The sequence below is a fragment of the Vibrio sp. 05-20-BW147 genome (assembly GCF_013369385.1).
GTDB classification, from domain to species: domain Bacteria; phylum Pseudomonadota; class Gammaproteobacteria; order Enterobacterales; family Vibrionaceae; genus Vibrio; species Vibrio floridensis.
The window spans coordinates 32,610-57,690 of record NZ_SZTO01000021.1 but is presented as its reverse complement, the minus strand read 5'-3'; the positions used below and the strand labels follow the sequence as shown (position 1 = coordinate 57,690).

General features: G+C 45.8%; 20 protein-coding genes and 1 tRNA gene. 7 read left to right on the top strand and 14 right to left on the bottom strand.

Going from position 1 to position 25,081, the window contains the following annotated elements:
• Positions 1 to 6: 6 nt before the first annotated feature.
• From ctaD to nirB, 6 genes are all read right to left on the bottom strand, one after another.
• Positions 7 to 1,638, bottom strand: coding sequence for a cytochrome c oxidase subunit I (gene ctaD, locus FC652_RS17295; RefSeq protein ID WP_176299551.1), 1,632 nt, complete (start codon positions 1,636 to 1,638; stop codon positions 7 to 9).
• Entirely contained in the window at positions 1,635 to 2,753 is a 1,119-nt protein-coding gene (coxB, locus tag FC652_RS17290; protein ID WP_176299560.1) for a cytochrome c oxidase subunit II, read from the bottom strand. The genes ctaD and coxB overlap by 4 nt, the downstream gene beginning before the upstream one ends.
• Before the next feature lie 494 nt (positions 2,754 to 3,247).
• Positions 3,248 to 4,009: a uroporphyrinogen-III C-methyltransferase gene (cobA, locus tag FC652_RS17285; RefSeq protein WP_176299550.1), complete on the bottom strand. Its 762-nt coding sequence runs from the start codon at positions 4,007 to 4,009 to the stop codon at positions 3,248 to 3,250.
• A gap of 176 nt (positions 4,010 to 4,185) precedes the next feature.
• A complete protein-coding gene (locus FC652_RS17280; RefSeq protein WP_176299549.1) occupies positions 4,186 to 5,043 on the bottom strand; it encodes a formate/nitrite transporter family protein in 858 nt (285 codons plus the stop codon).
• 152 nt (positions 5,044 to 5,195) lie between these two features.
• A complete protein-coding gene (gene nirD, locus FC652_RS17275; RefSeq protein ID WP_011081328.1) occupies positions 5,196 to 5,519 on the bottom strand; it encodes a nitrite reductase small subunit NirD in 324 nt (107 codons plus the stop codon).
• Between the two features lie 14 nt (positions 5,520 to 5,533).
• Positions 5,534 to 8,095, bottom strand: a complete 2,562-nt coding sequence (gene nirB / locus FC652_RS17270; protein WP_176299548.1) for a nitrite reductase large subunit NirB — start codon at positions 8,093 to 8,095, stop codon at positions 5,534 to 5,536.
• Between the two features lie 508 nt (positions 8,096 to 8,603).
• Here nirB and FC652_RS17265 point away from each other — a divergent pair.
• From FC652_RS17265 to FC652_RS17255, 3 genes are all read left to right on the top strand, one after another.
• On the top strand, positions 8,604 to 10,148 hold the full coding sequence (locus tag FC652_RS17265) for a PAS domain-containing methyl-accepting chemotaxis protein (RefSeq protein WP_176299547.1): 1,545 nt from the start codon (positions 8,604 to 8,606) through the stop codon (positions 10,146 to 10,148).
• Between the two features lie 176 nt (positions 10,149 to 10,324).
• Entirely contained in the window at positions 10,325 to 11,308 is a 984-nt protein-coding gene (locus FC652_RS17260) for a GGDEF domain-containing protein (protein ID WP_176299546.1), read from the top strand.
• Positions 11,235 to 12,299, top strand: coding sequence for an EAL domain-containing protein (locus FC652_RS17255; RefSeq protein ID WP_176299545.1), 1,065 nt, complete (start codon positions 11,235 to 11,237; stop codon positions 12,297 to 12,299). The genes FC652_RS17260 and FC652_RS17255 overlap by 74 nt, the downstream gene beginning before the upstream one ends.
• 128 nt (positions 12,300 to 12,427) lie before the next feature.
• Here the strand turns inward: FC652_RS17255 and FC652_RS17250 are convergent.
• The 4 genes from FC652_RS17250 to FC652_RS17235 all read right to left on the bottom strand — a co-directional run bounded on the left by FC652_RS17250 (position 12,428) and on the right by FC652_RS17235 (position 16,492).
• Positions 12,428 to 12,502: transfer RNA gene (locus tag FC652_RS17250), tRNA-Gly, on the bottom strand.
• 222 nt (positions 12,503 to 12,724) lie between these two features.
• Entirely contained in the window at positions 12,725 to 12,916 is a 192-nt protein-coding gene (locus FC652_RS17245; protein WP_176299544.1) for a hypothetical protein, read from the bottom strand.
• Between the two features lie 275 nt (positions 12,917 to 13,191).
• Positions 13,192 to 14,214, bottom strand: coding sequence for a TerC/Alx family metal homeostasis membrane protein (locus tag FC652_RS17240; protein ID WP_176299543.1), 1,023 nt, complete (start codon positions 14,212 to 14,214; stop codon positions 13,192 to 13,194).
• A gap of 529 nt (positions 14,215 to 14,743) precedes the next feature.
• Entirely contained in the window at positions 14,744 to 16,492 is a 1,749-nt protein-coding gene (locus FC652_RS17235; protein ID WP_176299542.1) for a bifunctional UDP-sugar hydrolase/5'-nucleotidase, read from the bottom strand.
• 238 nt (positions 16,493 to 16,730) lie between these two features.
• Between FC652_RS17235 and FC652_RS17230 the strand changes: the two genes are divergently transcribed.
• Positions 16,731 to 18,362, top strand: a complete 1,632-nt coding sequence (locus FC652_RS17230) for an ATP-dependent endonuclease (RefSeq protein ID WP_176299541.1) — start codon at positions 16,731 to 16,733, stop codon at positions 18,360 to 18,362.
• 135 nt (positions 18,363 to 18,497) lie between these two features.
• Here the strand turns inward: FC652_RS17230 and FC652_RS17225 are convergent, their stop codons facing one another.
• Together FC652_RS17225 and FC652_RS17220 are read right to left on the bottom strand one after the other, a co-directional pair.
• On the bottom strand, positions 18,498 to 18,971 hold the full coding sequence (locus FC652_RS17225; RefSeq protein ID WP_176299540.1) for a DUF1097 domain-containing protein: 474 nt from the start codon (positions 18,969 to 18,971) through the stop codon (positions 18,498 to 18,500).
• 223 nt (positions 18,972 to 19,194) lie between these two features.
• Positions 19,195 to 20,100, bottom strand: a complete 906-nt coding sequence (locus tag FC652_RS17220; protein ID WP_176299539.1) for a LysR substrate-binding domain-containing protein — start codon at positions 20,098 to 20,100, stop codon at positions 19,195 to 19,197.
• Between the two features lie 247 nt (positions 20,101 to 20,347).
• Here FC652_RS17220 and focA point away from each other — a divergent pair, with 247 nt between their 5' ends.
• Entirely contained in the window at positions 20,348 to 21,799 is a 1,452-nt protein-coding gene (gene focA / locus FC652_RS17215; RefSeq protein WP_176299538.1) for a formate transporter FocA, read from the top strand.
• Between the two features lie 92 nt (positions 21,800 to 21,891).
• Here focA and FC652_RS17210 read toward each other — a convergent pair whose 3' ends face one another.
• Entirely contained in the window at positions 21,892 to 22,461 is a 570-nt protein-coding gene (locus tag FC652_RS17210) for a YceI family protein (protein WP_072615596.1), read from the bottom strand.
• On the bottom strand, positions 22,458 to 22,997 hold the full coding sequence (locus tag FC652_RS17205) for a cytochrome b (RefSeq protein WP_176299537.1): 540 nt from the start codon (positions 22,995 to 22,997) through the stop codon (positions 22,458 to 22,460). Before FC652_RS17205 ends, FC652_RS17210 begins: the two co-directional genes overlap by 4 nt.
• Before the next feature lie 353 nt (positions 22,998 to 23,350).
• On the opposite strand from FC652_RS17205, the gene FC652_RS17200 reads away from it, so the two are divergent.
• Positions 23,351 to 23,983 carry a hypothetical protein gene (locus tag FC652_RS17200; RefSeq protein ID WP_176299536.1) on the top strand — a complete coding sequence of 211 codons (633 nt, stop codon included), beginning with the start codon at positions 23,351 to 23,353 and terminating at the stop codon, positions 23,981 to 23,983.
• Positions 23,984 to 24,270: 287 nt separating this feature from the next.
• The gene (locus FC652_RS17195) at positions 24,271 to 25,074 is read left to right on the top strand and encodes an EAL domain-containing protein (RefSeq protein WP_176299535.1); all 804 of its coding nucleotides are present in this window, start codon (positions 24,271 to 24,273) and stop codon (positions 25,072 to 25,074) included.
• The last annotated feature ends 7 nt before the right edge of the window (positions 25,075 to 25,081 follow it).

The following is a 25,081-nucleotide window of genomic DNA, read 5'->3' as shown; positions in this document are numbered from 1 at the left end:
GTCACCTCAATCCACTTTGGGTGGTGTCGAGAAGGTGTGATGTGGGGCTGGGCTAGGTACTGTCCACTCCAACCCTTCCGCTCTTTCCCACGGTTTGGCTGCGGCTTTGTCGCCTCCTTTGACGCATTTAATCACCAGCCAGAGGAAGATAAGCTGCGATAAGCCAAAGGCAAATCCGCCAATCGAGACAATCTGATTCACATCAGCAAACTGAATCGCGTAGTCTGGAATACGTCGTGGCATCCCCGCCAAGCCAAGGAAATGCATTGGGAAGAAAAGGATATTGACCGAAATCACCGAGCACCAAAAATGCCACAAACTAAGCCGCTGGTCGTACATATGCCCCGTCCACTTGGGCAGCCAATAATAGGCCGCCGCCATGATGGAGAACACCGCACCAGAAACCAGCACATAGTGGAAATGGGCCACTACAAAATAGGTATCGTGATATTGAAAATCCGCAGGAACAATCGCCAACATCAGGCCGGAGAAACCACCAATGGTGAACAACACAATAAAGGCGATCGCAAACAACATCGGCGTTTCAAACGTCAACGAGCCACGCCACATAGTCGCAACCCAGTTAAACACTTTAACCCCAGTCGGAACCGCAATCAGCATGGTGCAATACATAAAGAACAGCTCGGCAAATACCGGCATGCCAGTGGTGAACATATGGTGTGCCCACACCACAAACGAGAGCAGTGCAATACTGCAAGTGGCGTAAACCATTGAGTGATAGCCAAAAAGCTTTTTGCCACTAAAAGCAGGGATGATGGCGGAGACAATACCGAAGGACGGCAAAATCATGATGTAAACTTCAGGGTGGCCGAAAAACCAAAAGATGTGTTGGAACATCACAGGGTCACCACCACCTGCCGCGTCAAAGAAACTGGTGCCGAAATACTTATCTGTCAGCACCATGGTCACAGCCCCTGCCAACACGGGCATCACAGCAATCAACAAGAACGCCGTAATCAACCAAGTCCAAACGAACATCGGTAGCTTAAACCAGGTCATACCCGGTGCACGCATATTAACGATGGTCACTATCACATTGATCGCGCCCATGATGGAACTGATCCCCATAATGTGCACAGAGAACACAAACAGTGCCGTGCTATCGGGGCCATACTTGGTCGAAAGCGGCGCATAGAAAGTCCAACCAAAATCAGGGCCGCCGCCGGGCAAAAACAGCGAACCGATGAGGATTAAAAAGGCAAAAGGCAAAATCCAAAAGCTCAAGTTATTCATTCTTGGCAACGCCATATCCGGCGCACCAATCATCATCGGGATCATCCAGTTGGCGAGGCCAGTGAAGGCTGGCATGACCGCACCAAACACCATCACCAAACCGTGAACTGTGGTCATTTGATTAAAGAATTGCGGATCCACCAATTGCAAACCCGGTTGAAAGAGTTCCGCGCGAATAACCATCGCCATCGCACCACCGGTTAAAAACATGATGAAGCTAAACCAAAGGTAGAGCGTGCCAATGTCTTTGTGATTGGTGGAGTAGATCCAACGGCCTATGCCAGAAGGTTGATGATGTTCATGAGCGTCGCTTTCCACCGCCACCGCACTAGACAGTTCACTTTCTGCCGACGCAGATTTGACCGGTTTTTCAAATTGACTCATTGTCCCTCCCCGCGACTCTGCGCTTTATGGGCGTTGATGTCAGCCGCTTGCACCGCATCACCTGTGTCATTACCAAAGGCATTGCGTTGATACGTGACCACCGAAGCAATCTCTTGCTCGGAAAGCTGATTGGCAAAAGCTTGCATTGCGGTTCCTGCTTTACCATTAAGAACAATGTCGATGTGCTTGTCGCGATCCCCAGTGGCAATCGCACTGCCTTTAATGGCGGGAAAGGCTCCAGGGATCCCCATGCCATTGGCTTGATGGCAAACCGCGCATCGCGCGCTGTAAATCGCTTCACCTTGAGCCATCAACTCATCCAGCGACAGTGTTTGCGTTAGTGCCGATGCTGCCGCTTGCTTCGCTTCGGCTAACTCGGTTTTCTTATTGGCAAGCCATTGTTCAAAATCGTTCTCCTCCATGGCATGCACCACCACGGGCATAAAACCATGCGCTCGACCACACAACTCAGCACACTGGCCACGGTATACCCCGGGCTGGTCGATGCGTGTCCATGCTTCATTGATGAAACCGGGAATGGTATCTTTCTTCACCGCAAAATCGGGCACCCACCACGAGTGAATGACATCATCAGAAGTGAGAAGAAAACGGATCTTACGATTGATGGGGACAACCAGAGGATTATCCACTTCCAACAAATAATTGGCCCCTTTGACTTCAAGACCATCGATCTGCTTTTGCGAGGTCGCCAGTAAACTGAAGAACTCAACATCTTCCCCGAAATAGCTGTAGTGCCATTTCCACTGAGAACCGGTAATTTTAACCGTCAGATCAGATTGAGATGTGTCCTCCATCGCCACCAACGTTTTGGTGGCTGGAATCGCCATCGCGACGAGGATCAAAATCGGAATCACCGTCCATATCACCTCCACTTTGGTGCTTTCATGAAAATGCGCAGCGACGGCCCCTTTCGATTTTCGGTGTTTAAAAATGGCATAGAACATGGCCCCAAACACAATCAGTGCTATGGCACAGCAGATATAAAAAATCAGCATGTGCAACTCATACACCTGCTGACTGATCTGTGTGACCCCTTGGGTCATATTGAAGTCTGTTTGCGATGCAATGGCTGGCGCACCGAAGCCGACTAGCATCAGGTCAAACAGCCCCATCAGTGTGAGAAATCGTTTCTTCAAAAGCTATCTCCTCTGACTCACCGCGCCAACGTTGAGATTGATAAAGTCGAATCTAAACGACACATGCTTTTGTTATATTTATGTTAAAAAGCTAGACTCGGTTATGACTTTGTTCAAGAAAATATCTGAAAACAACGAACAATATTGTCAGCAGCATGACGCTAAACAGAGCGGTGTGTCGTCATTAAAACCTTGCTAGCAGGGGTTGAAGCGGTGCTGAGGATCCGCATTAGTGAGGCTGTTTGGCTTAATATACAGGCACAGCTGTCGCTCTTTGAGGAGTCTCACCGAGTAACAGATGACAACGAAGCGCCTTCGTTTACCCGAAGACAATTGGTAGGGGTAGATTCTTAGTCAAAGGTAGAAGCATCCCAAACAGATGACTAGCCAAAAGCCATCTGTAGGTTGGGATTTCAACTGGCCACAGCGATGACCACTTATGGCCCAAAGAGCTAATTAAACCACTTGAGTTTGTCATGCAGCGAGGTCACGCTGCCGACCACGATCAAAGCGGGACTGATTGCTTGAGTGGCCAATTCAGGGAGTTGTGTCAAACTGCCCGTCAATACGCGCTGCTCGCGACGGGTGCCATTTTCAATAATCGCGCACGACGTTGACGCATCCAACCCGTTTTCAAGCAATTTCTCCGCGATATAGCGGCACTGCTTTAACCCCATATAAAACACCAAAGTGTTGTTAGCCTGCGCCAATGATGGCCACTCTATCTCTTTGCCATCTTTTTGAATGTGCCCAGTAATAAACTGCACGCTTTGCGCGTGATCTCTGTGGGTAAGTGGAATACCTGCATAGGCCGTTGCCCCCGCCGCCGCGGTGATGCCCGGCACCACTTCGAAACGCACATCATGTTCCGCTAACTCTTCAAGCTCTTCTCCACCACGGCCGAAGATGAACGAGTCGCCCCCTTTCAAGCGAACCACACGTTTTCCTTCCAATGCTTTTCTCACCAGAATTTGGTTGATCTCTTCTTGCGGAACACAATGAAAATCAAGCTTCTTACCCACGTAGATCATTTCCGCCTTTTCGTTGGCTAACGCGAGAATTTCCGGTGAAACCAAACGGTCGTATACCACCACTTCCGCTTGTTGAATCACTCGGTAGCCCTTGACCGTGAGCAAATCCGGATCGCCAGGGCCCGCACCGACAAGAGAAACAAAACCTTGATTTTGCAATGAGGATAAAGAAGTTAGCGTCATGGTTGAGCCTATTGAATAAATTTGATGATAAAGAGTACCACTCTGCGCCTCTCTGTGAGGGAAATGTTTACTTTTTATCAGCAAAACGAGTGAATGGTGGTTGCTGTGTTGGCGATTTTCTCAGTGTTGAATCAGTTGAATCGTCGCCCTGAGGGAACACCTCAGGGCGATCTGGTTTATTTGATGCTCAGCGCAGGCTCTGCCTTGATTTCAGATTGCTTTTCAGTCACATCAATTGCTGGTGCCGTTTTCGCGTGAGTCAGATACAGAGGAATACAGGTGAACAGCAAGCCGCCTACGATGTTACCAAGAATGGTTGGGATCAGGTTGAAGTTCAACCAAGTCGCGATACCAAAATCCGCACCCAGCATCATACCTAGCGGGAATAGGAACATGTTCACCACCGCGTGTTCGAAAACCAACGCAAAGAAGATAAAGATAGGTAGCCACATTGCCGCAATTTTACCTGCAACGGTACGCGCAGACAGGTTACCAATCACGCCTAGACACACCATCAAGTTACACAGAATACCGCGCACGAAACAGGTGATCCAACCGTCAGCACCTAGGTTTTCAAAACCAACAGTACGAGCAGTCGCTGCCTTGATAAAGGTTTGACCGACAGCATTTGGTTCAACACTGAAGTTCATGGTTAGCGAAAGCGCAATCAAAAACGCCACAAGCAGTGAACCAATCAAGTTACCCAGACCAACAAGGCCCCAACAACGTAAGATACGGCCCCAAGTAATGCCAGGACGATTTTCAAATTTCGCTAACGGTGCCAAACCAAAAACACCTGTCACCAAGTCGTAACCCATTAGGCTGAGGATACAAAAACCCACAGGGAACACTAACGCACCCACAATGCCAATGCCTGTTTGCGTAATGGTGGTAATCGCCACCACAACCGCCAACGACAGAATGATACCTGCCATCATACCGCGCAGTAACAAATCACGCGTCGAGGTTTTTACTTTCGCTTCACCAACATCAATCATGGTTTGTACGAACTCTGCAGGTCTTAAGTCAGACATAATGCGTCCCTTTATAAAAGTTAAAATTAAAAGTGAAAGATTGAATAGAGAAAGGCTTCCTGTTCATTTTCGTCTTTTCCCTACAAAAATCCGTTAAGGGAACAAGAAACCTTTGTGCTATTGAATCTCTTACCAGCTTAGCTAACGCTTAGTTAAGCAGAGATTTCGACAATGCCGTTATTGACGCGCGCTTGGTATGCTTTGATGTTAAAACGTTCATCTTCCATACACGCACCCGTTGCCAAGTTAAAGCGCTGCTTTTTCAGTGGACTCGCAACCCAAAGCTCGCCTTTGTGCTCGGCGATCAAACCGCGAGATAACACGTTTGAGCGCGCAAATGGGTCCATGTTACTGATAGCAAATACCTGCTCTTCTTCACTTGGTCTAAACAGCGCAATTTGCTGCCCATTGACCAAGGCACAAACACCCGTACCTGGAATAATGTCGTTAATGTCGCATACTTGTTCGAAAGCCATGTTTGCTTCTCCTATTATTCCGTTACCGCTACGTGCAAGATGTCACCTTTCAACTCCGGGTGTTTCTCTGCAAACGTTGCTGGGCGATGTTGTTGACGCTCTGAAACAAACACAACGTTTTCATCACGCTTGTCTGAGTTAATAAAGTGCGCAAAGCGTGTTAGCTGAGCTTCATCGTTAATGGTTTCATTCCATTCACAGCGATACGCTTCCACCAATTTCGCGATGTCCGCTTCCAACTGTTCATTGATGCCTAATTTGTCTTCAACAATCACTTGGCGTAGGTAGTCCACCCCCCCTTCCATGTTGCCTAGCCACACAGAGGTGCGCTGCAGTGGCGCAGAAGTGCGGATGTAGAACATCATGAAACGGTCGATGTATTTGATCAGCGTTTCTTGGTCTAAGTCGCTAGCCAGCAAATCAGCGTGGCGAGGCTTCATACCGCCATTACCACACACGTACATGTTCCAGCCTGCGTCTGTGGCGATAATGCCGAGGTCTTTACCCTGCGCTTCAGCACATTCACGCGTACAGCCTGACACACCAAATTTCATCTTGTGCGGAGTGCGGATGCCTTTGTAGCGGTTCTCGATAAACACGCCAAGACCTACCGAATCCTGAACACCGTAACGACACCAGGTTGAACCCACACAGGTCTTCGCCATGCGCAGTGCTTTGGCATACGCTTGGCCAGTCTCATAGCCAGCGGCAATCAGTTTTTTCCAGATGGCTGGAAGATCGTCTTTTTGTGCACCAAACAGACCAATACGCTGAGCACCCGTTACTTTGGTGTAGAGGTTGTACTCAGCCGCGACTTCCGCCAACACTTTCAGTGCTTGCGGTGTCACTTCACCACCTGCCATACGTGGGATCACAGAATAAGTGCCGTCTTTTTGCATGTTGCCGAGGAAGTTGTCGTTGGTGTCGTGCAACTTCACTAACTGAGGCTTCAGGATGTGCTCACCCCAGCATGACGCCAAAATTGAACCCACCGCTGGCTTACACACTTCACAGCCATAGCCTTTGCCGTGTTTTGCCAACAGTTCGTCGAAGGTTTTGATCTCTTCGATACGAATAAGGTGGAACAGCTCTTGGCGAGAGTACGCGAAGTGCTCACAGATATCGCTTTTCACTTCCACACCCGCTTTTGCAAGCTCAGCGTTTAGTACCGAAGTAACCAGTGGAATACAACCACCACAGCCAGTGCCTGCACCGGTAACCGCTTTGATATCGCCGATGGTGTGATGACCGTCAGCCACCGCTTGTGCGATTTTGCCTTTAGTCACATCGAAACACGAACAGATCACCGCAGAATCTGGCAGTGAATCTGCGCCGAGTTTTGGCTTCTCAGCACCAGCGTGCGCCGGCAGGATCAAGGTATCTGGATGCTGTGGCAGCTCAATTTCATTCAACATCAGTTGCAGTAAGTCACCGTAATCCGACGTGTCACCTACCATTACTGCGCCGAGTAATTTCTTGTTGTCTGCTGAAACGATCAAACGCTTGTAGACTTCAAGCTCTTCGTTTTGATAAACGTAGCTCTTACAACCAGGAGTGCGACCATTAGCGTCGCCAATCGAGCCTACTTTGACACCCAGCAGTTTGAGCTTGGCAGACATATCCGCCCCTTCAAACTTACTGTCAACGTTGCCGAGTAGGTGATCCACGGCAACGGTGGCCATTTTGTAACCCGGCGCAACCAGCCCATAGAACATCTTATTCCATGACGCACATTCACCAATGGCGTAGATATTGCTGTCTGTGGTTTGACAGTGGTCGTTAATTTCAATACCGCCACGAGGTGCGATACCAAGGCCCATTTGGCGAGCCAGTTTGTCTTGAGGACGGATACCCGCAGAGAACACGATGAAGTCAGTCTCAAGCTCAGTGCCATCGGCAAAGCGCATCACATTGCGTGCTTGTTTGCCTTCTGCTGCGATTTCCAAGGTGTTTTTGCTGGTATGAACTTTCACGCCCATACGTTCGATTTTTTGACGAAGTTGGTCACCACCCGCTTGATCCAGCTGTTCAGCCATCAGTTTAGGGGCAAACTCGACCACGTGTGTTTCCATACCAAGGGCTTTTAGTGCACCCGCCGCTTCCAAACCAAGCAAACCACCGCCAATCACTACACCGCTTTTACTCTTCTTCGCGCAGAGCTCGATAGCTTTAAGATCTTCTATGGTGCGGTAAACAAAACAATCTTTGCTCTCATTACCTTTGATTGGTGGAACAAATGGGTAAGAACCTGTCGCAAGAATCAGCTTATCGTATTGAATTTCACGGCCCGAACTCGAATACACCGTTTGTTTTTCACGGTTGATATTGATCGCGCGTTCACCTAGCAGCACTTTGATCGCGTGCTTTTCATAAAAGCCCGTTTTAACCAGTGAAAGTTCATCTGCGGTGTGATGTGAAAAGTATGAAGAAAGGTGAACACGATCGTACGCGACGCGTGGTTCTTCACAAAATACGGTGATGTCGTACTGAGAAACATCCGTTTTATCAACCAGATCTTCGATATAACGGTGGCCGACCATCCCGTTACCGACAATCACTAGCTTCAACTTGCTCATAATACTTCCTAAGGGTTAGGTTCTTATCTGAGCGCATTGTTAATTATGAAAGAAAATGAAAATATGATGTAAATCAATTACGAAATTAAACTACCCTAAAGGGGTAGACACTTTAGGGTTAGATGGATAAACCCTTAAAAATGTGGGGTTGGACACTTTCCATACCAACATGAACAGCGACATTTGGAAAAGAAGATCGTTCTAAAGCAAAATTGTTGTAATATTTTTTCACACTTTATCCCATCTTAACGACCGTCAATGATCGAAAACGAACAATTGATACGATCGATGTCACGATACCAATGTAACAATTTGTTTTAAGTGTTTTATTTTCCACACCAAGTTGAAGCGAATCACCTTTTAATAACCAGTTTATTAATATCCCTAAAGCTTTGATTCAGGTCATAAATGTGATGATTATTCAAGCTGTATCATAGCCACCGGTGTACTCAAAAGCACCTTTCCGCGACTTGCTCTATCACACATTCTAAGAGAAATAATATTCAAAATGACCACCCAATCTACGCTCAACAAAGACTATTCAGAACGTGCCAATCTAATCTCAACCACTAACCCAGACAGCATCATTACTTACGCGAACAACGAGTTTTGTGATATTGCCGGGTTCTCACAGCAGGAGTTAGTTGGCAATCCTCATAACATGGTTCGTCACCCTGATATGCCAAAGCAAGCTTTTGCTCAGCTGTGGCAATACTTACGCTCAGGAAAAAGCTGGATGGGGTTAGTAAAAAACCGATGCAGCGATGGGAAACATTACTGGGTGTCGGCGTTCGTTACACCGATCAAAAGTGCTGATGGAGACATCATTGAATTTCAATCCGTCCGTTCTAGACCAAGCGCAGAACAAGTAGCACGAGCACAGGCGCTTTACGATCAGCTGCGAGCGAATAAATATCGTGCAAAACCAAGGCTCACTTTCCACCACCTTTCTACTCTTGGTTCTTTTGCAACTGCGGGCTTAATTTTGGCTGGCACATTCACCGCTTCTAGCGCCTTACTCACTCTTAGCAGTGGTTGCGCTTTGCTTTTGGGGGTTAACGCTCTCTACCAAGCGAAACGATTTGGCAATCTTCGAACCCTAGCTCATGATGCCTACCATAATCCCCTCATGGAGAAGCCTTATACCAATCATTTTGACGATTACTCACAAATCGAGTTGGCGTTAATGATGAAAAAGGCGGAATTGCGCGCGGTGACGGCTCGTGCCACTGAAACTACCGGCGGAATTCTGATCTCAGCAGAAGAGGAATTTGCCACCATTCAGTCCATCGGTGCCAGCTTAGATCAACAATGCCACGAAACGCAGCAAGTGGCCGCCGCCGTTGAGGAGCTGACTCACTCAATCAATGAGGTGGCGAATGCGGCGTCTGCCGCGTCCATGCTAACAGAAGAAGCCAATGAGGCGTCTCAAACCGGCTTGGAGAGCATTGGAACCACCATACGAGTGGTGGATGCCATGGCCAAAGAGCTGGCACACTCTAAAGCCGTGATTGAGCAGTTATCGAACCATACTCAGAAAATCGACAGTATTTTAGAAGTGATCACCACCATCTCTGAACAGACCAATCTATTGGCGTTAAACGCTGCAATTGAAGCCGCGCGTGCTGGGGAGGCGGGCCGTGGCTTTGCCGTGGTGGCCGATGAAGTCCGGAATTTGGCCTCAAAAACGGGCAGCAGTGCCAATGAGATCCATGCGATGATCAGTCAGCTTCAAACAACGGCCAAACAAGCGGTGGAAGCAATGAACACGGGGGTGGGTTTGTCTCAGGATTGTAAGAAACAAGCCGATGCAACAGGCGATGTTCTTTCCGTTATTCGCAATAAGCTGGATGCGGTAACAGACAGCAGCCATCAAATCGCCACTGCGGTAGAGCAACAAGCCAGTGTAACGCAAGAGATCAATCGCAACATCGTCAACATTAAGCAGCTCGCCGATGAGACATCTCAGTCGTCTCAAAGCTCTGTGCAACGTACCAGCCACTTAGTGGACAGTATTGAAGACTTACAGCGACTAATGAAGCAGTTTGTTTAACGCCAGAAATTATCTATCGACCAACATATTCTCCCAATAATCAACGGAAGTATTTTTCATATTGAGTTTTCTCAGCGCCTTACCACAGGCGCTGATTGTTTCTCTCGATACTTTTCTATTCGCAGGTTTCCTTTCCTATACTTGAGAAAAGCGGCTCCTGAAGGAAATCATATCGTATGAATGAAAAAGTACTGGAATCCATTATCGAAATCACCGAGCAAAAAAATTCTCTTGCCCTCAGTTACAGCATTTTGGTGACTTTATCAGAGCTTTTACCGATTTCTTCCGCCCTCTTGCTGCATCACAAAGGCCCTTCAACCCTTTTGGTCGCACGGTTGGACATCACGCTTGACTCTAAAGGCACAAAGAAATATCAGTGGGTATATAACGAAGCCTATCCCAACAAGGAATATCAGTACGCTCAAACCGAGATCGTTTTTAGCCAGCAACAGGATGGTCAGTACCAATGCCGTTGCCCTATTCCCATTGAAGAAAACTTCTCAGCAGAACTCTGTTTGATTTTACGTGAACCCGCTGAACCTTATCGTTTGCTGATTAGTGGCTTTGCGCGAATTTATCGTAATTACACCGCCATTTTGCATGAAAGTGAACGCGATAAACTCACTGGCTTACTCAATCGCCGCACGTTAGAAGATAGACTTCACCAAACCTTATCTTTACATCCATCGGCAAAAGAGGAAGAGAGCAAACTGTGGATTGCGATGCTCGATATTGACCATTTTAAATCAATCAACGATCGCTTTGGGCACATGATTGGTGATGAAGTCCTACTGATGTTTGCTCAACAAATGCAGCACTATTTCGGGCCCTCTTCTCTGTTGTTTCGCTTTGGTGGTGAAGAGTTTGTGATTGTTTTCTCGACCGGAGATGAACAACACGTTTACGAGCAATTAGAGGCCTTTAGGGTTGCAATTCAAAACCGTCATTTCCCTCAAGTGGGCGCTCTCACTTTTAGTGCAGGTTTTTGCTCACTCAGCCTAGGAGATTATTTCCCCACCATGCTCGACAACGCAGATAAAGCACTCTACTTCGCCAAAGAACATGGCCGCAATCAAGTGCATTGCTATGAGCATTTATGTCGAGAAGGAAGAATTGCCTCGCCTCTGCGTCCATTCATCGATGATGTTGAACTGTTTTAATCTCGATGTCATTCTACTTTCAATGCACCAAATCCAGCTCTTAAATGGCGAAACGCTAAGTTGTGGATATACTTTTAAAGTAGCCCAAAGAGGATTCAAGGAGCTCAGTTTGGTTCATATTTTAACGTCACAAGCGGATTTTGAATCACACCTGCAGACTTGCGAAAATGGTGTTACTTGCGCTTACTATGGAAACTTATTCCTCTGCACGGCCTACCACCCACTTTTCGACAAAAGATTCAACATAATGGGCTTAGAAGCTCTGTTGAGAGTACGAACCATTGACGGAGAATGGGTTAACCCTGGCGATTTGTTTGCAAAGAGAGCCTTTGGCACTGATGAGTACTATCACCAAATTAATCTTGATCGCCTCGCACGCGTTTTACATTTTCGGAATTTTTCTTTACTCCATCTCTCTATCAATTTGTTCGTCAACCTACTACCCGCGACGGCGTTATCGAACTTAAAGTCACATGGACAAGCCTTGGTTTTGAATAGATTAAAAGAACTTGGCATCAAGAGAGAACAAATCGTCAATGAGATACTTGAGCACGAGGTAGACAGCACCCAAGAAATCATCGAATTGCGAAAGGCCATTATTGAATGTCGCCAAAATGGATTGCGTGTGGCCGTTGATGACTATGGAGCTGATGGTTCGGATGATTTTAGAGTTCAGAGCTTGCAGCCCGATATCATCAAGATAGACAGAAACATACTTTTGCAATATTTAAGCGGCCAACAAAATAGCTTGTTGCGGGGCATTGAACTGGCAAAACAGTTGAAATGCATGGTCGTCATTGAGGGTATAGAAACAAGAGAACAGCTATTGGCGATGCAGGCATTGGACACGCATTTCTATCAAGGTTTCTATTTGGCCAAACCTAAATTGTTAGATAAGAGTACAGACATCGATAACTTCTACTCGCAACTCCAATCACACCCTAATGTTCGACTGGCAACGACTCTTCTGACAAAACTCAACACTCGGTAAGACAGACCGATGAGAGCTCTTTTTACTAACGTTCAAACAACCCAATACAATATCGCTTGATGGAGACACTGAGCAATGAAATAGAGATAGTGTTAGGGTTTAGTTTTAGAAAATAATGAGGGAAGAATTGGAGCGGGCAGCGGGAATCGAACCCGCATCATCAGCTTGGAAGGCTGAGGTAATAGCCATTATACGATGCCCGCGCATCGTGAAGACGAAGCTACTATGCCACAACTTAAGTAAAAGAAAAGCCCCAACAAGTTCAATTGGTTACTTTACCAACAACATCCCGTTCAAACGTCTTATTTCTGTGCAACTTATCAAATAACAGAGAGATGTAGGCTTACTCTAGTGCCACAACGTACCTCAGCTAGAGATGAAAAAAAAACCGACGAGAACGTCGGCTTTTAAATAACTGATTAGACTTAACGGTACATACCGATGTCTTTTTGTAGATGGACTGGCAGTTCATCCGCGTAGTAGTTGCTCTGAGTTGAGCTGTCTACAAAAAGAATATCCAATAGGTGAGCAATCAATCCTTTGAAGTTAACCGAATAGGTTTTTTTATCCATAGAGGTTGGTAAAGCGATTGTATTCATTTGCATTGCTTGAGCCATGATTGCCTCTCTTAAATTTTTTCAACGTACTTCGTTTCGATAGTTGAATATTAGTGCTTTTTTTTGTGCTCAAAAAATGACGTTTTTTCCATATTCGGATTACATTTTCTAATGACACAAGGCCATAACAAATTAAAATAGTAAACAATACGCAATGATGAATAATTATGCACAATCAACCCATTCTGTCTGCATACTCATCATTTCAAAGCACTCAGTCAAGACCTTTGCTCACAATTCGTTTACATTATTTATTTTCATTGGCGGTAGTGGCTTTATAAATCCGCATTATTTGTATTAGATATTTTCAGGCTTTTCTCATTCATTTCGATGTCCTTTTTGTTGGCAATAACAGAGGCAACAACGGCCGTTGTCATCACAACAAGTAAGAATGAGAGCGACCAGATGGTCGGAATTTCATACGCCGTGCCCACCAGCAGCATCTTGACCCCAATAAACATCATAATCACAGCCAAAGCTGGCTTTAAATAGATGAACTTATCGATCATTGCTTGCAGTACAAAATAGAGTGAACGTAAGCCCAACAGCGCAAATACATTGGCAGCTAACACCAAAAACGGCTCACGAGTGACCGCAAAAATTGCGGGAATGGAGTCTAGCGCAAACATCACATCCATAACGGCTATCACTCCGATTACAATCAACATCGGGGTTGCCCACCACTGACCGTTTTCCCGGGCGAATAGCGCGTTGCCGTGGTAATCGTTTGTGACGTTGAAAAAGCGTCTGATCAGCTTTTCTGGCATTGGACTTAGTTCGTCTTCTTCCTCTTTATCTCGTGCAAGCTGAATCCCTGTCCAGATGAGGAAAGCAGCAAACAAGTAAAGAATCCAATGGTATTGAGCCAGCAACTGTGCGCCGACCGCAATCATTATCGCACGCAACACTAACGCGCCAATCACCCCCCAGAGCAAAGCGCGAGGTCTAAGTGATTCGGGGACTTTGTATTGGGCAAAGATGATGGCAAACACGAACAAGTTATCAACACTCAGCGATTTTTCGAGCAAATAACCAGTAATGAACGCCGTCGTTGCTTCTTGGTGGGTGTACAAACTGTCTGGCGCGTAGAAATCCCAGAAATGGAAGATGGTGGCCGCAAACAGAAACGCGAGCAAAAACCAGAATAGGCTCCAGCCCACCGCTTTTTTCATTGAAATGGCACCACCACGCGTTTGCCAAATATCGAGGCAAACCATCGCAATGGTGAGCAGCGCAAAACTGCCATACATGAGATCAGTATTGGACATTAAAGATGACGAGGTGTCGAATAGGGACATAATTTCCTCCAATGCGGAAGAAAACCCAATCGTCCGAGCCCTTCCGCATACATGACAAATCGGCACAGAATCGTTCCTAATTCTGTACTGTGTATGAATGCGTTGGTCTCGTTGAAGTGAACTGGAATGCTTTCTCTGTTTCTGTTGATGACAAAGAAACAAAGAGAGGATAACTCACCTTTATTTGCCGGAAAGGCTTTGGCCTAACGAGATGACGACAAATAAACTTACGCTAACTACTCCCCAAACGTTCGATATTGTAATCCCATATAACTTTCAAGGCTAATGCCAAGCACAAGTTTGGGTAATTTTGACATTATCCTGACAAAAGAAAGGAGCGCAAAAGCGCTCCTTGATTCTTTCTTAGGCGGCTCACACACCATTTAGCGGCACGAGATAAACAAGTGTTGACCAAATTGCGATCCACCCAACCACCACCGCTGTATCCATCCAATCTTTCCACATAAGCGCTCCCCCGCTGTTAAGCCAAAGAAGCTGAGCAAACTTTATACCAAGTTTGCTTTTATCATCAGCAACCCAGTGCAACTGTGCGATTAGGGTTCAGTACATAGGGGATCTCAGACAGATATTCGATAAAGCAGTCGGCCATAGAGAGATTACTCACCCAACCTTCACCTTTCATCTGGCGGATGGCTTCATAGCCTTCTTTGCCTTTCATCGTATACGCAGATGAAGCGCCACGATACCAGCGTTCTTCTTCTATGGGATGCCACTCATCTGCCAACTGTATTTCAAGTTGCTCAATGCGTTCCCCTTTTGGCTTTTCCGCACAATAATGAAATCGTAGCCCATAGGTATACGGATAGCTTCCAGAACCAGTCCCTTCCACGCCATTATTGGTCGCGTTGTTGATCGCCCCTTCCAACGCAGCGGCAATGGTTTTCCCTTGAACGTCATAACATCCGATCGGCACGGCAAAAGGCAGTAACTTGCCAGCGACATCGGCCACGGAGACATTACCTGGGTTCAGCGAATTTCGAACGCCACCAGCGTTATGAATAGCAAACTGAACCTGACGTTGACGTTTGTTTAACGCGTGAACAAATGACGCCGCGACCATTGGCGCCAGTTCACTGGGACCGACTTCATCGGGAATACGAACGTGGCGAAGTGCGCGATCGGTATGCGCGATAATCGTCTTTTGCAGTTCGCGCACTCTCGGAATGTACTTATTTTGCATGATGTGTTGAATGCCTGGGTCTTTCTTGCATACCACCACATTCACTTGGCTATCAATGAAGTCTGCAGCCTGCAGATACCAATCTTCATCACTTTGTTGATTTAAGCCTGGGTCTAAAAACATACGACGCCCAATAAGCAGCTCATTACGGCCACTAAAGTGTGTAACTAACCCGTCTGCTGCAAACCTAATCTCACAGTGGCCCATGGTCAGAGCATGGAAGCCCGCTTGGACGATGTAAGTATCCCTCACACGCAGGCCATAATCATCGTCTTTCCCAAGACCAACCGCGCTAAAGTCCCCCTGTAATCGGTGGCTGTGCCCGCCGATAATTAGCGCAATGCCGGAAACTTCGTTAGCCAATTCAATATCACCGTCATAACCTAAATGGCTAAGCAAAATAATCTTATTAATGCCTTCTTGGTTTAATCGCGCCACCGTTGCTTTTGCTGTTTCGATGGCGTTTTCAAATGGCGTATCCAGATCTGGGTTGGCAATATCCGCCATTTTGTCTAAAGACAAACCAAAAATGGCAACAGGTTCTCCGTCGATGAGTTTAACAATGTACTGTGCAGTACTCGTTTGAACATCGAAACTGCGGATATTTTTGCATCCTTTTATCGTTAACGACTTATTTGGGTTCTCATTGCTGAGGTTCCAGTTTCCTGCCAATAGAGGAAACTGAATACGGCGGACAAACTGGGCAACAGGTTCATTGCCCATATCGAGCTCATGATTTCCCAAAGCCATAGCATCAATGCCCATGGTATTAAGCAGATCGGCGTTTGCCTTGCCTTTGAACAGCGAAAAATAAAGCGTACCTTGGAAACAGTCGCCAGCATGCAAGAATAGAAACCCTTTTTTCTGTCTTTCAGCCTCTTGTTGAATTTGCTGAGCGCGTGTTGCGATGCGCGCAAATCCACCCGCACTCACGTAAGGTTCAATCTGGTTCCCTGATAAGGAAATTCTTAGTTGTAATGACGTTGGCTCAAAGTAGGAATGAGTGTCATTGATGTGCGCCAGTTTCAAAGTGACTGGCTTATTTGTTTTTATCATCGTCATCTTCTCTCTCTTCATCCCTTTATACTTAGAGCAGAATGATGACAGAATCGTGAATTTTATGAAACCATTCTGCAAATAAACACCACTTACTGACGATAAAATCACATCTATTTCGCTCTATTTGTTCAACAAACCATCAACACAATGAAAACTGTGACACCATAACAAACAGCCAGTTCGAATTTGTCATATGCTTTGTAGAAGCGCCTTTCACTTTACATTCAAATAATTAGGGTGCACATGGAGGAGAGTTATGCTTTTAGAACGAATTGAAATCTCCGGTTTTCGAGGAATAAGACGGTTATCGCTTTCTTTTGATGAACTCACCACCTTAATTGGTGAAAACACGTGGGGAAAATCCTCGCTTTTAGATGCCTTGTCTGTTGCTCTTCCTCCGGGCGCTGAGCTTTATCAATTTTTGATGTCAGATTTTCATGTCGATTACTCCATTTCGCACCCACAGACTCAACACCTACAAATCATTTTGTGTTTCCGCTCGAGCGACAAGCATGAAATCAAAGCAGGGCGTTATCGACGCCTTAAGCCGATTTGGTGTAAAGACGAAAATGGTGATCATCGAATCTTCTATCGCATTAGTGCGACACGAGACGGTTACGACATCACCACGCATTATGCATTTCTGAACGATGATGGCTCCACCAAATCTCTCCATCATTCAGAGAAAATTGCTCAAGAGCTCATGTCTTTGCATCCCGTGATTCGCCTGCGAGATTCACGTCGCTTCCCCGAAATTATTAATGGCGTGAACGGCAAAAATGCCCGTATTGAAAAGCGTATTGATAATACCTGTCGTCGCTTGTTAGCGATTCCGGGTCATGTAAATAAAGGCGAGATGCGCAGCAGTTTAAACTCCATGCATTCGTTGGTAGATCACTACTTTTCTTTCAAAAGTCCTAACCGAAATGACCCACGTAAGCCGCGCGATGGTCTGTTTTATAACGCGACGTCTGCAGACAAAAATCTTAGCCAGTTCATTAAAGAAACCAACAACAAGCAAACACGTCTGCTGCTAATGGGGTTACTCAATGCCTATTTACAAGCCAAAGGGCCTGCCGACCTCAGACGTTGCGCACGCCCTATCTTGATCATCGAAGATCCCGAAGGCCGCCTTCATCCAACACACTTGGCCCGCGCATGGAGCTTGTTGCAAATGTTACCCATGCAAAAAATCCTCACCACCAACAGTGGCGCATTGCTGGGTTCTGTTCCACTCTACTCCATTCGCCGGCTTATCCGACAGTCCGATAAAACGGTTGCCAAAAGTATCCAACCACAACGTTTCAGCGTGGATGAACTACGTCGAATCGGCTTCCATATTCGTTTCCATCGTTCTGGAGCACTTTTCGCTCGTTGCTGGCTGTTGGTTGAGGGTGAAACAGAAGTTTGGCTCTTCAACGAACTGGCCAATCAATGTGGATACAACTTGGCTGCAGAAGGTGTGCAAATTATCGAATTTGCTCAATCCGGTTTACGTTCACTGATCAAAGTGGCGAAAGCGATGGGAATTGATTGGCACGTAGTGACGGATGGCGATGCTGCGGGTAAGAAATACGCAGCAACGGTAAAAAGTATGCTCGGGCACGATCAAGAACGTCACCGGCTCACCGAGTTGCCCGATCATGACATCGAACACTTTCTATACAATCATGGCTTCGATAAATTCTTTAAGGATCTCATCAAAATTCCTTATGAACATCCTATTCCTGCCAAAAAGGTAGTGAACAAGGTACTTAAGAAACACGCTAAACCCGATCTCGCTCTCTCAATCGTCTCACATTGTGAAGAACACGGCATTGAGTGCATTCCTGTGTTACTTCGTTGGACGTTAAAACGTATTGTCACCATGGCCAATGGCAATACCTAGGAGCCATTGACAAAACAACAAATAGAAAAAAGCGCATCAAAAGATGCGCTTGTACCAAATATCATAAATATTGATGTTGTATACAAAGCGGGATTCAGACTCTGTATACCGGATACAAAAAGATCGGGGATTACTTTATGCTTGACGTGCAAGCTGAGCAGCGGCTGATTTCTGATGCAACCAAAGGCCCGTTGTTTTCATGAGATACCCAAACACTCCACCTAACAGGAGAGATGGCACAACAAGCTGCCAATTACCGTCCGCGGCAAAAGTGGCGCAGGAACCAATAAAAGTACCAGGGATATATGCCAACCAAGTTTGTTTCGCTTGAATACACATGACAAATGCGACGATTGCAGTAATCACGTAACCTAGAATGTCTAGACCCGCATACGTCGAACCGTGAATGATCACCATGGCCCAAAAAACACCAGACATATTTGTCAGCAAACTCTCAGCTAACCCTTTCAACCCCGAGTTGGGTGAAGCGAAATAGCTTGTACAGCCAAGAAATCCCGCCCACGAAAGTAGGCCTAGTGAGATGGCAATCCATCCCCATATTCCTGACAAAATACCTGTTGTTAAAGAAATAGCGACCAATGTACTCATAGTGCGACTCATACTCATTTGGAGCGGCGAATGCCAACTCGCATATCAATCAAGCAATGAATACTAAGAGAAAAACCACCAAACAAACGTGCACAAGATCACACCGAAAAATTTCATTTTCATTTGTTTACACAAAAAGTATGAGGTAAACGATAAATCAACAGATTTCGAAAATAACCCTGCGCACGTTGTTCTCTCATCTGCGCGAGTGAAGTTGAGATGGTTATAACACCGATGGTTTTCCTTTCATCATTCGTAGGCCTTCTCGCTTGATACATTCGACCAATGGATTTTCTGACATATCCGCGCGCCATATAAAAGAGAGTGTTCTTTCCATATGTAAATCAGGCACATTCAATGCAACCAAACGACCGGCTTCGATATGTCGCTCTACATCTAAATAAGGCAAACAAGTCAGGTAAGAACCGTTTTCGACCAAGCTTCTTAACACCGGAACATGCTCATACTCACGCCACACATCAAGATCTTCGACGAGATGATGAATCGAACTATCAAAAATTTTGCGCGTACCCGAACCATGTTCACGTAATACCCACCTCGCCTGCTCAAGCTGCGCCAAACTAACGGTATCTCGACGAGCGAAAGGATGGTTTGCAGAAGCAACCACCGTAAGGTGATCACGGCACCACACCTCTTGATGTAGACGGTTATCATCACATCGACCTTCGATAATCCCAAGGTCATACCGGTAATCCAGCACCCCTTCAATGACGCCACTGGTACTTTTGACGCCAAGTGATATCCGCATCTCTGGAAAGTCATTATCAATGATACTGATAAGCTCTGGTACGAGATGCTCTGCTGGAGTTTGGCTTGCCCCTAAGCGGATCTCACCACTCAGTAAATGTTGCTCATAGAAGCCCATCTCAATTTGCTGTGCATCTTGAAGCAGGCGCTTTGCTTTTGGCCTCAACCACATCCCCCAGTGGGTTAAAGCCATCTGTTTCCCTTGGCGCTCAAACAACGGCCTACCAAGCATTTTCTCCAGTTGAGCTAGTGACATGCTTGTGGCTGATTGAGTTAACGCCAATTTGTCAGCCGCTTGGCTAACACTCCCTGTATCAGCGACCGCATCAAAAACGGCCAACTGTTTTAACGAATAACGCAAGATTTCACCCTCTACTTACGGCAGCAATAGATCAAATTGATCAGCAATGGGTTTCATTTTACGCCTCTGTTTTTGCATATCAAATAATTTGATGAGGATTCTAAAAATTATCAATTTTACCTGTAGTTGCTCCGCCCCTTAATCTGTTGGTGCGGTTTGGGAACACCGCAATCACTAACAACGTCAGCGCTAATGCGAATAACCATAAATTAAGGAGTATCAATGAATTCAGATAAAAGGAGTCAACATGTCAGTGGCTGCCTCTGAAAACACTCAGTACTTTTCTCCTAAGGAGATGATGGCCGAAGCCGAAAAGTTTGCACTGAGTAAGGCAAACAAAACCAGCGCGATGACATTAGGTCTTGCGATTATGGCCGGGGCATTTATTGGGCTTGCTTTCTTGTTCTACATCACGGTGACAACCGGTAGCGCAAATGCAGGTTGGGGATTGAGCCGATTTGCAGGCGGTTTAGCCTTCAGTATGGGATTAATCCTCATCGTCATCTGTGGAGGAGAACTGTTTACCAGTTCTGTGCTTTCCAGCATTTCTTGGGCAAACAAACAGATCAGCTTTACCAAAATGCTGTCGATTTGGGGAAAAGTCTACATCGGTAACTTTATCGGTGCCATGTTCTTGCTTTTGTTGGTCACTGGTGCGGGTTTGTACCAGATGGACGGTGGGCAATGGGGATTGAATGCACTCAACATTGCCCAACACAAATTACACCATACGGCGATTCAAGCATTTTCGTTGGGTGTTCTTTGTAACTTACTGGTTTGTTTGGCAATTTGGCTAACTTTCAGTTCTGCCAATGCGATGACTAAAGCCGTAATGACCATGTTGCCTGTCGCCATGTTTGTTAGCAGCGGGTTTGAGCACTGTGTGGCCAACATGTTTATGGTGCCACTCGGGATCGTGATTGCCAACTTTGCACCAGACACGTTTTGGGTACAAGTCGGTGCCAATGCAAGCCAATATGCAGATCTCAATGTCGGTCACTTTATTACTGCCAACCTTATACCCGTGACCCTGGGCAATATCGTCGGCGGCGCTGTGTTAGTCGGCTTAGCGAACTGGTGTATCTACCGTCGCCCAGAATTAAAAGCAGCAAAAATCAGCACAATTACACAAACAACGCAAATTACGTCAGTTAAGGAATTTACTATGAAAAACGCAGCAGTTGTAAAAGAAATCATGAATCCAAAACCAATCGTTCTTGGTGTGGAAATGCCAATTGCCACAGCACTGGATACTCTTCTAGATAACCACATTGTCAGTGCACCCGTTGTGGATATTGAAGGTCGCTTGGTCGGTTTTCTTTCAGCGCACGATGTGATGGTTGATCTTTGGTGTCAAGATTACCTACCAAGCTCAGGTCAAAAAGTCGTGGATTTGATGAGCCGTGATGTGGTAGCGATTGATGTCAATGATCGTTTGGTCGATGTGGTTGAGTTCCTTTGCATCGACAAAGAGCAGTTATACCCAACCTCTAGTATGGGCATCGCTACACGTATGACGTCACTGTCACTTGAAGAACGTGCGAAAAGCATGAAAGTGAACAAGCCTCATGTTCTGCCTGTTCTAGAAAATGGCAAGTTTGCCGGTGTTGTGTCGCGTCAAGAAGTGCTGAACGCGTTGCGTCCAATTTATGGTGAGCGTTTGAATCTCGTAGAAACGCGTCAGTTAGAAACGGCGTAACGAAAACAGTAAACAACATGGCTTAAATAAGCAGAAAGCCTCCATTGGAGGCTTTCTTATTGTGCACAGCAACGTAATCTCATGCGAAGAAATTACTTCTTAATGCCTTCTACGTGCAATTCCATATCAACGTAGCTTGAAGTACCCATCACTGGAATGTTGAAATCAGCAAGCTCAAGACGAGTCATACCAACAAAGCCTACACGTTGGCCACCCCATGGGTCTTGACCTGCACCAACAAACTCAGCAGCAATAGTAATAGGCTTTGTTACGCCGTGCAGCGTCAAATCACCCATCACATCCAGTTTACCATCGCCCTTGTCCATCACTTTGGTGCTAGTAAACGTGGCGGTATTGAATTTGCCTGCATCAATAAAATCGCCGCTACGAATGTGCTTATCACGCTCTGCATGGTTAGAATCTAAGCTACGGGTATCAACGACTACGTTTACTTTAGACGCAGCAATGTTGCTTTGATCGTAAGAAAAATCACCAGAGAAGGTATTGAAACGACCTTTAATAAAGCTATAACCAAGATGGCTCACTTTAAAGTTAATAGACGCGTGTGCCCCTTTGGTATCAATAACGTAATCGGCAGCGTTTGCAGCAAACGGCACTGCCATCATCAACGCTAAACCTGTCGCAATAACTGACTTTCTCATGTTCGAGCTCCTATCATTTTTCTTAATGTATTGTCCTTGTCGACAAAGTGATGTTTTAAAGCGGCAAGTGCATGGAGTGCAGCAAGGCCGATTAATGCCCAAGCAACATAAAAGTGAATCGCTCCCGCTATATCAGACTGATTAGCAAACAACTCACCGGCTGCTGGAACAGTAAACCAATTAAGTACTTCTATTCCGCGTCCATCAGACGTCGAAATTAAATAACCCGAGATAAACAGCACCATCAGTAATAAATAGATTGTATGGTGCGCTGCTTTTGCGGCTGCTACTTCGGTTTTTGTGCCTTCGATGTTTGGTGACGGCTTCACCAATTTCCAAACCAAACGAAATAGAGTCAGAGCAAGTAGCAAGACACCGACAGACTTATGCCAGTTTGGCGCAATACGATACCACTCGCTGTAATAAGACAAATCAACCATCCACAAACCGACGGCAAACATACCAACAATGACCGCAGCCGATACCCAATGAATCAGCCGAGCAATGGCGTTGTAGTGCGTCACATGATTTTCCATCGTGTTATCCAACCTTATAGAGAATGAGAATAGGTAGCAGTACGCAATATAACCTTTCCCCTACAATGTGAGTGAGATTATTTACCAAGTTTTACAAACGGGCTACCTGTGGCGGTGGAACAACTTGTTCGAAAAAACTGAAGGAACTTTTAATACGCGCGCTAGCCCTGTCTTCTTAGGTCGCAGTTTGTTCAAACCTAGCTCAAGTTGTCCAAATCACCTAGTGGAGCAAACCATCAAAACTGAAAATATGATGTTTTGATCAAGAACTTGTAAGCGAATATTAGTTGGCCTTTTTTAAACATGCTAACCTCAATCGGCTTAGTATGTTTTGCATTTCATAAGGACACCTCTTGCTACTCGACCTTGTCATAAAAAGTGTTAACAATTTTCAGGATGATTGCCTAAAACTGTGTGAAAAACACTATCCCGCGGTTCACAACCAAGGGATGAGTGAGCACCACCTCGCGCTCGCTTTTGCCCGACGAATGCAGAATACCTTCAAACAATTTCAACATGAGAGCGTGATTGAACCTTTGGAGACATTAGAAGCAAGCGAACTGCCCCATCAGTATAGGGTGACCTCGGATGTTGGGACTGTTTGGGTGTTATCTCATCATATGGTAAGCCCTGGCAAAACGTGTCGTGATAACTTACTCACCGATGTCACCGAATGGCAAAGTGAATATGGCTTTGCCATCCAACCCAATGACTTGCTGTTTTTGATTGGCGATCATTGGATAAGTCGCAGCAAAACCAGCCGTGAGCTACTTCATTGGTGGATGGGTGAGTTACCTGACCAAATCAACGCGTACAGTGAACAGGGAATCTCTCTGTATACATGTGATACCCAACTCACCCAGGCGCTTGAAAGCCGCTTCAACATTTCCCCTTGTTACTTGAAATATGGCCATCCACTGAGACGTACCAGCACGAAACAGATGGTTCGTAAGTACATTCAGTTTTATGCCGTACTCCAATGGTAAAGCTGGACCTTACATCCGCTATTCACCTAACAAAAAAGCTAACTTCTCTACAAAGTTTGAGCTGCTTCGACAATTCACAATATTATAATTATCTTTACTTGCTCACTAATCTCTACGTGGGTTAGATAGTGACTCTGGTAATAGATTTTTTATGGTTCTATGAACCAAAGTCGGTGACTGTGCACTGATTAGAAAGTTGAGCAAATAAGACTTAACCCCGCACAGTACACATTTTTTCGCATGGGCTTGAGCATAGAGTCGCTCTGGTCATAATTTCGAGCCGTAAGATGAACACGTTAACTGCAGAGAAGCTGAACGAGTATATTTATTCTGAACGAGGCGAACAGTTTATCGCCCAATACAAAAGCATGACTCTTCGCAGTGTTTTTCAACCTATCTATAAAAAGGATTTTTCTTTAGTGGGCTTGGAAGCACTGGTGAGAATCCAATGCGCTGATGGGACTTTTGTCCGTCCAGATCATTTTTTTCACTCTGAGGAAATATCACCCATCGATCAACTTAACGTAGAACGTTTAAGTCGCATTATGCACATTCGCAATTTTGCTCGTTCTAGTTATCGCAACAAGAAGCTTTTTCTAAATGTGCTGCCCCATGCCGTTGAACGACTGGCCTTAGAGGAACTCAGTTACCACTTCCTGTTAAAAACGATCCGTGAAGCCAATCTTTCTCCAGAGCAGATTGTGATGGAACTTATCGAAGTTAAAGTGAACTGTGAACAAGAATTGAGAACCGCAACTCATTCTTTGAGACGAAATGGATTTTGGTGGGCAATTGATGATTTTGGTATTGCCGCGTCCACACAAGAACGAACACGTAACGTACTACCCAATATCATCAAGTTAGACCGTTCATTGCTTCAGCAGTATGAGCAGGGCGACACACAGCCCTTGATCTCAGCATTGGCGTTTGCGCGAGAGATGCAATCATTGACCGTGATCGAAGGCATTGAGACCGAACAACAACTCGCACAGATGAAGTTGCTCAATCTCGACATGTACCAAGGTTATTTTTTATCGATGCCTCACTCATTAGAGCAAGAACACACCTTTGCTTCGGTCTCTATTGCCTAAACGCGAG

Bases quoted from the DNA above. Each gene is read 5' to 3' on its own strand.
- FC652_RS17255 (WP_176299545.1), top strand. From the start codon at position 11,235: ATGAGCATTTATGTCGAGAAGGAAGAATTGCCTCGCCTCTGCGTCCAT.
- FC652_RS17240 (WP_176299543.1), bottom strand. From the start codon at position 14,214: ATGTCCCTATTCGACACCTCGTCATCTTTAATGTCCAATACTGATCTC.
- focA (WP_176299538.1), top strand. From the start codon at position 20,348: ATGTCAGTGGCTGCCTCTGAAAACACTCAGTACTTTTCTCCTAAGGAG.
- FC652_RS17260 (WP_176299546.1), top strand. From the start codon at position 10,325: ATGAATGAAAAAGTACTGGAATCCATTATCGAAATCACCGAGCAAAAA.
- FC652_RS17195 (WP_176299535.1), top strand. From the start codon at position 24,271: ATGAACACGTTAACTGCAGAGAAGCTGAACGAGTATATTTATTCTGAA.
- FC652_RS17245 (WP_176299544.1), bottom strand. From the start codon at position 12,916: ATGGCTCAAGCAATGCAAATGAATACAATCGCTTTACCAACCTCTATG.
- ctaD (WP_176299551.1), bottom strand. From the start codon at position 1,638: ATGAGTCAATTTGAAAAACCGGTCAAATCTGCGTCGGCAGAAAGTGAA.
- nirD (WP_011081328.1), bottom strand. From the start codon at position 5,519: ATGGCTTTCGAACAAGTATGCGACATTAACGACATTATTCCAGGTACG.
- FC652_RS17205 (WP_176299537.1), bottom strand. From the start codon at position 22,997: ATGGAAAATCATGTGACGCACTACAACGCCATTGCTCGGCTGATTCAT.
- FC652_RS17225 (WP_176299540.1), bottom strand. From the start codon at position 18,971: ATGAGTACATTGGTCGCTATTTCTTTAACAACAGGTATTTTGTCAGGA.
- FC652_RS17210 (WP_072615596.1), bottom strand. From the start codon at position 22,461: ATGAGAAAGTCAGTTATTGCGACAGGTTTAGCGTTGATGATGGCAGTG.
- nirB (WP_176299548.1), bottom strand. From the start codon at position 8,095: ATGAGCAAGTTGAAGCTAGTGATTGTCGGTAACGGGATGGTCGGCCAC.
- FC652_RS17280 (WP_176299549.1), bottom strand. From the start codon at position 5,043: ATGTCTGACTTAAGACCTGCAGAGTTCGTACAAACCATGATTGATGTT.
- cobA (WP_176299550.1), bottom strand. From the start codon at position 4,009: ATGACGCTAACTTCTTTATCCTCATTGCAAAATCAAGGTTTTGTTTCT.
- FC652_RS17265 (WP_176299547.1), top strand. From the start codon at position 8,604: ATGACCACCCAATCTACGCTCAACAAAGACTATTCAGAACGTGCCAAT.
- FC652_RS17230 (WP_176299541.1), top strand. From the start codon at position 16,731: ATGCTTTTAGAACGAATTGAAATCTCCGGTTTTCGAGGAATAAGACGG.
- FC652_RS17235 (WP_176299542.1), bottom strand. From the start codon at position 16,492: ATGAAGAGAGAGAAGATGACGATGATAAAAACAAATAAGCCAGTCACT.
- coxB (WP_176299560.1), bottom strand. From the start codon at position 2,753: ATGCTAGTCGGCTTCGGTGCGCCAGCCATTGCATCGCAAACAGACTTC.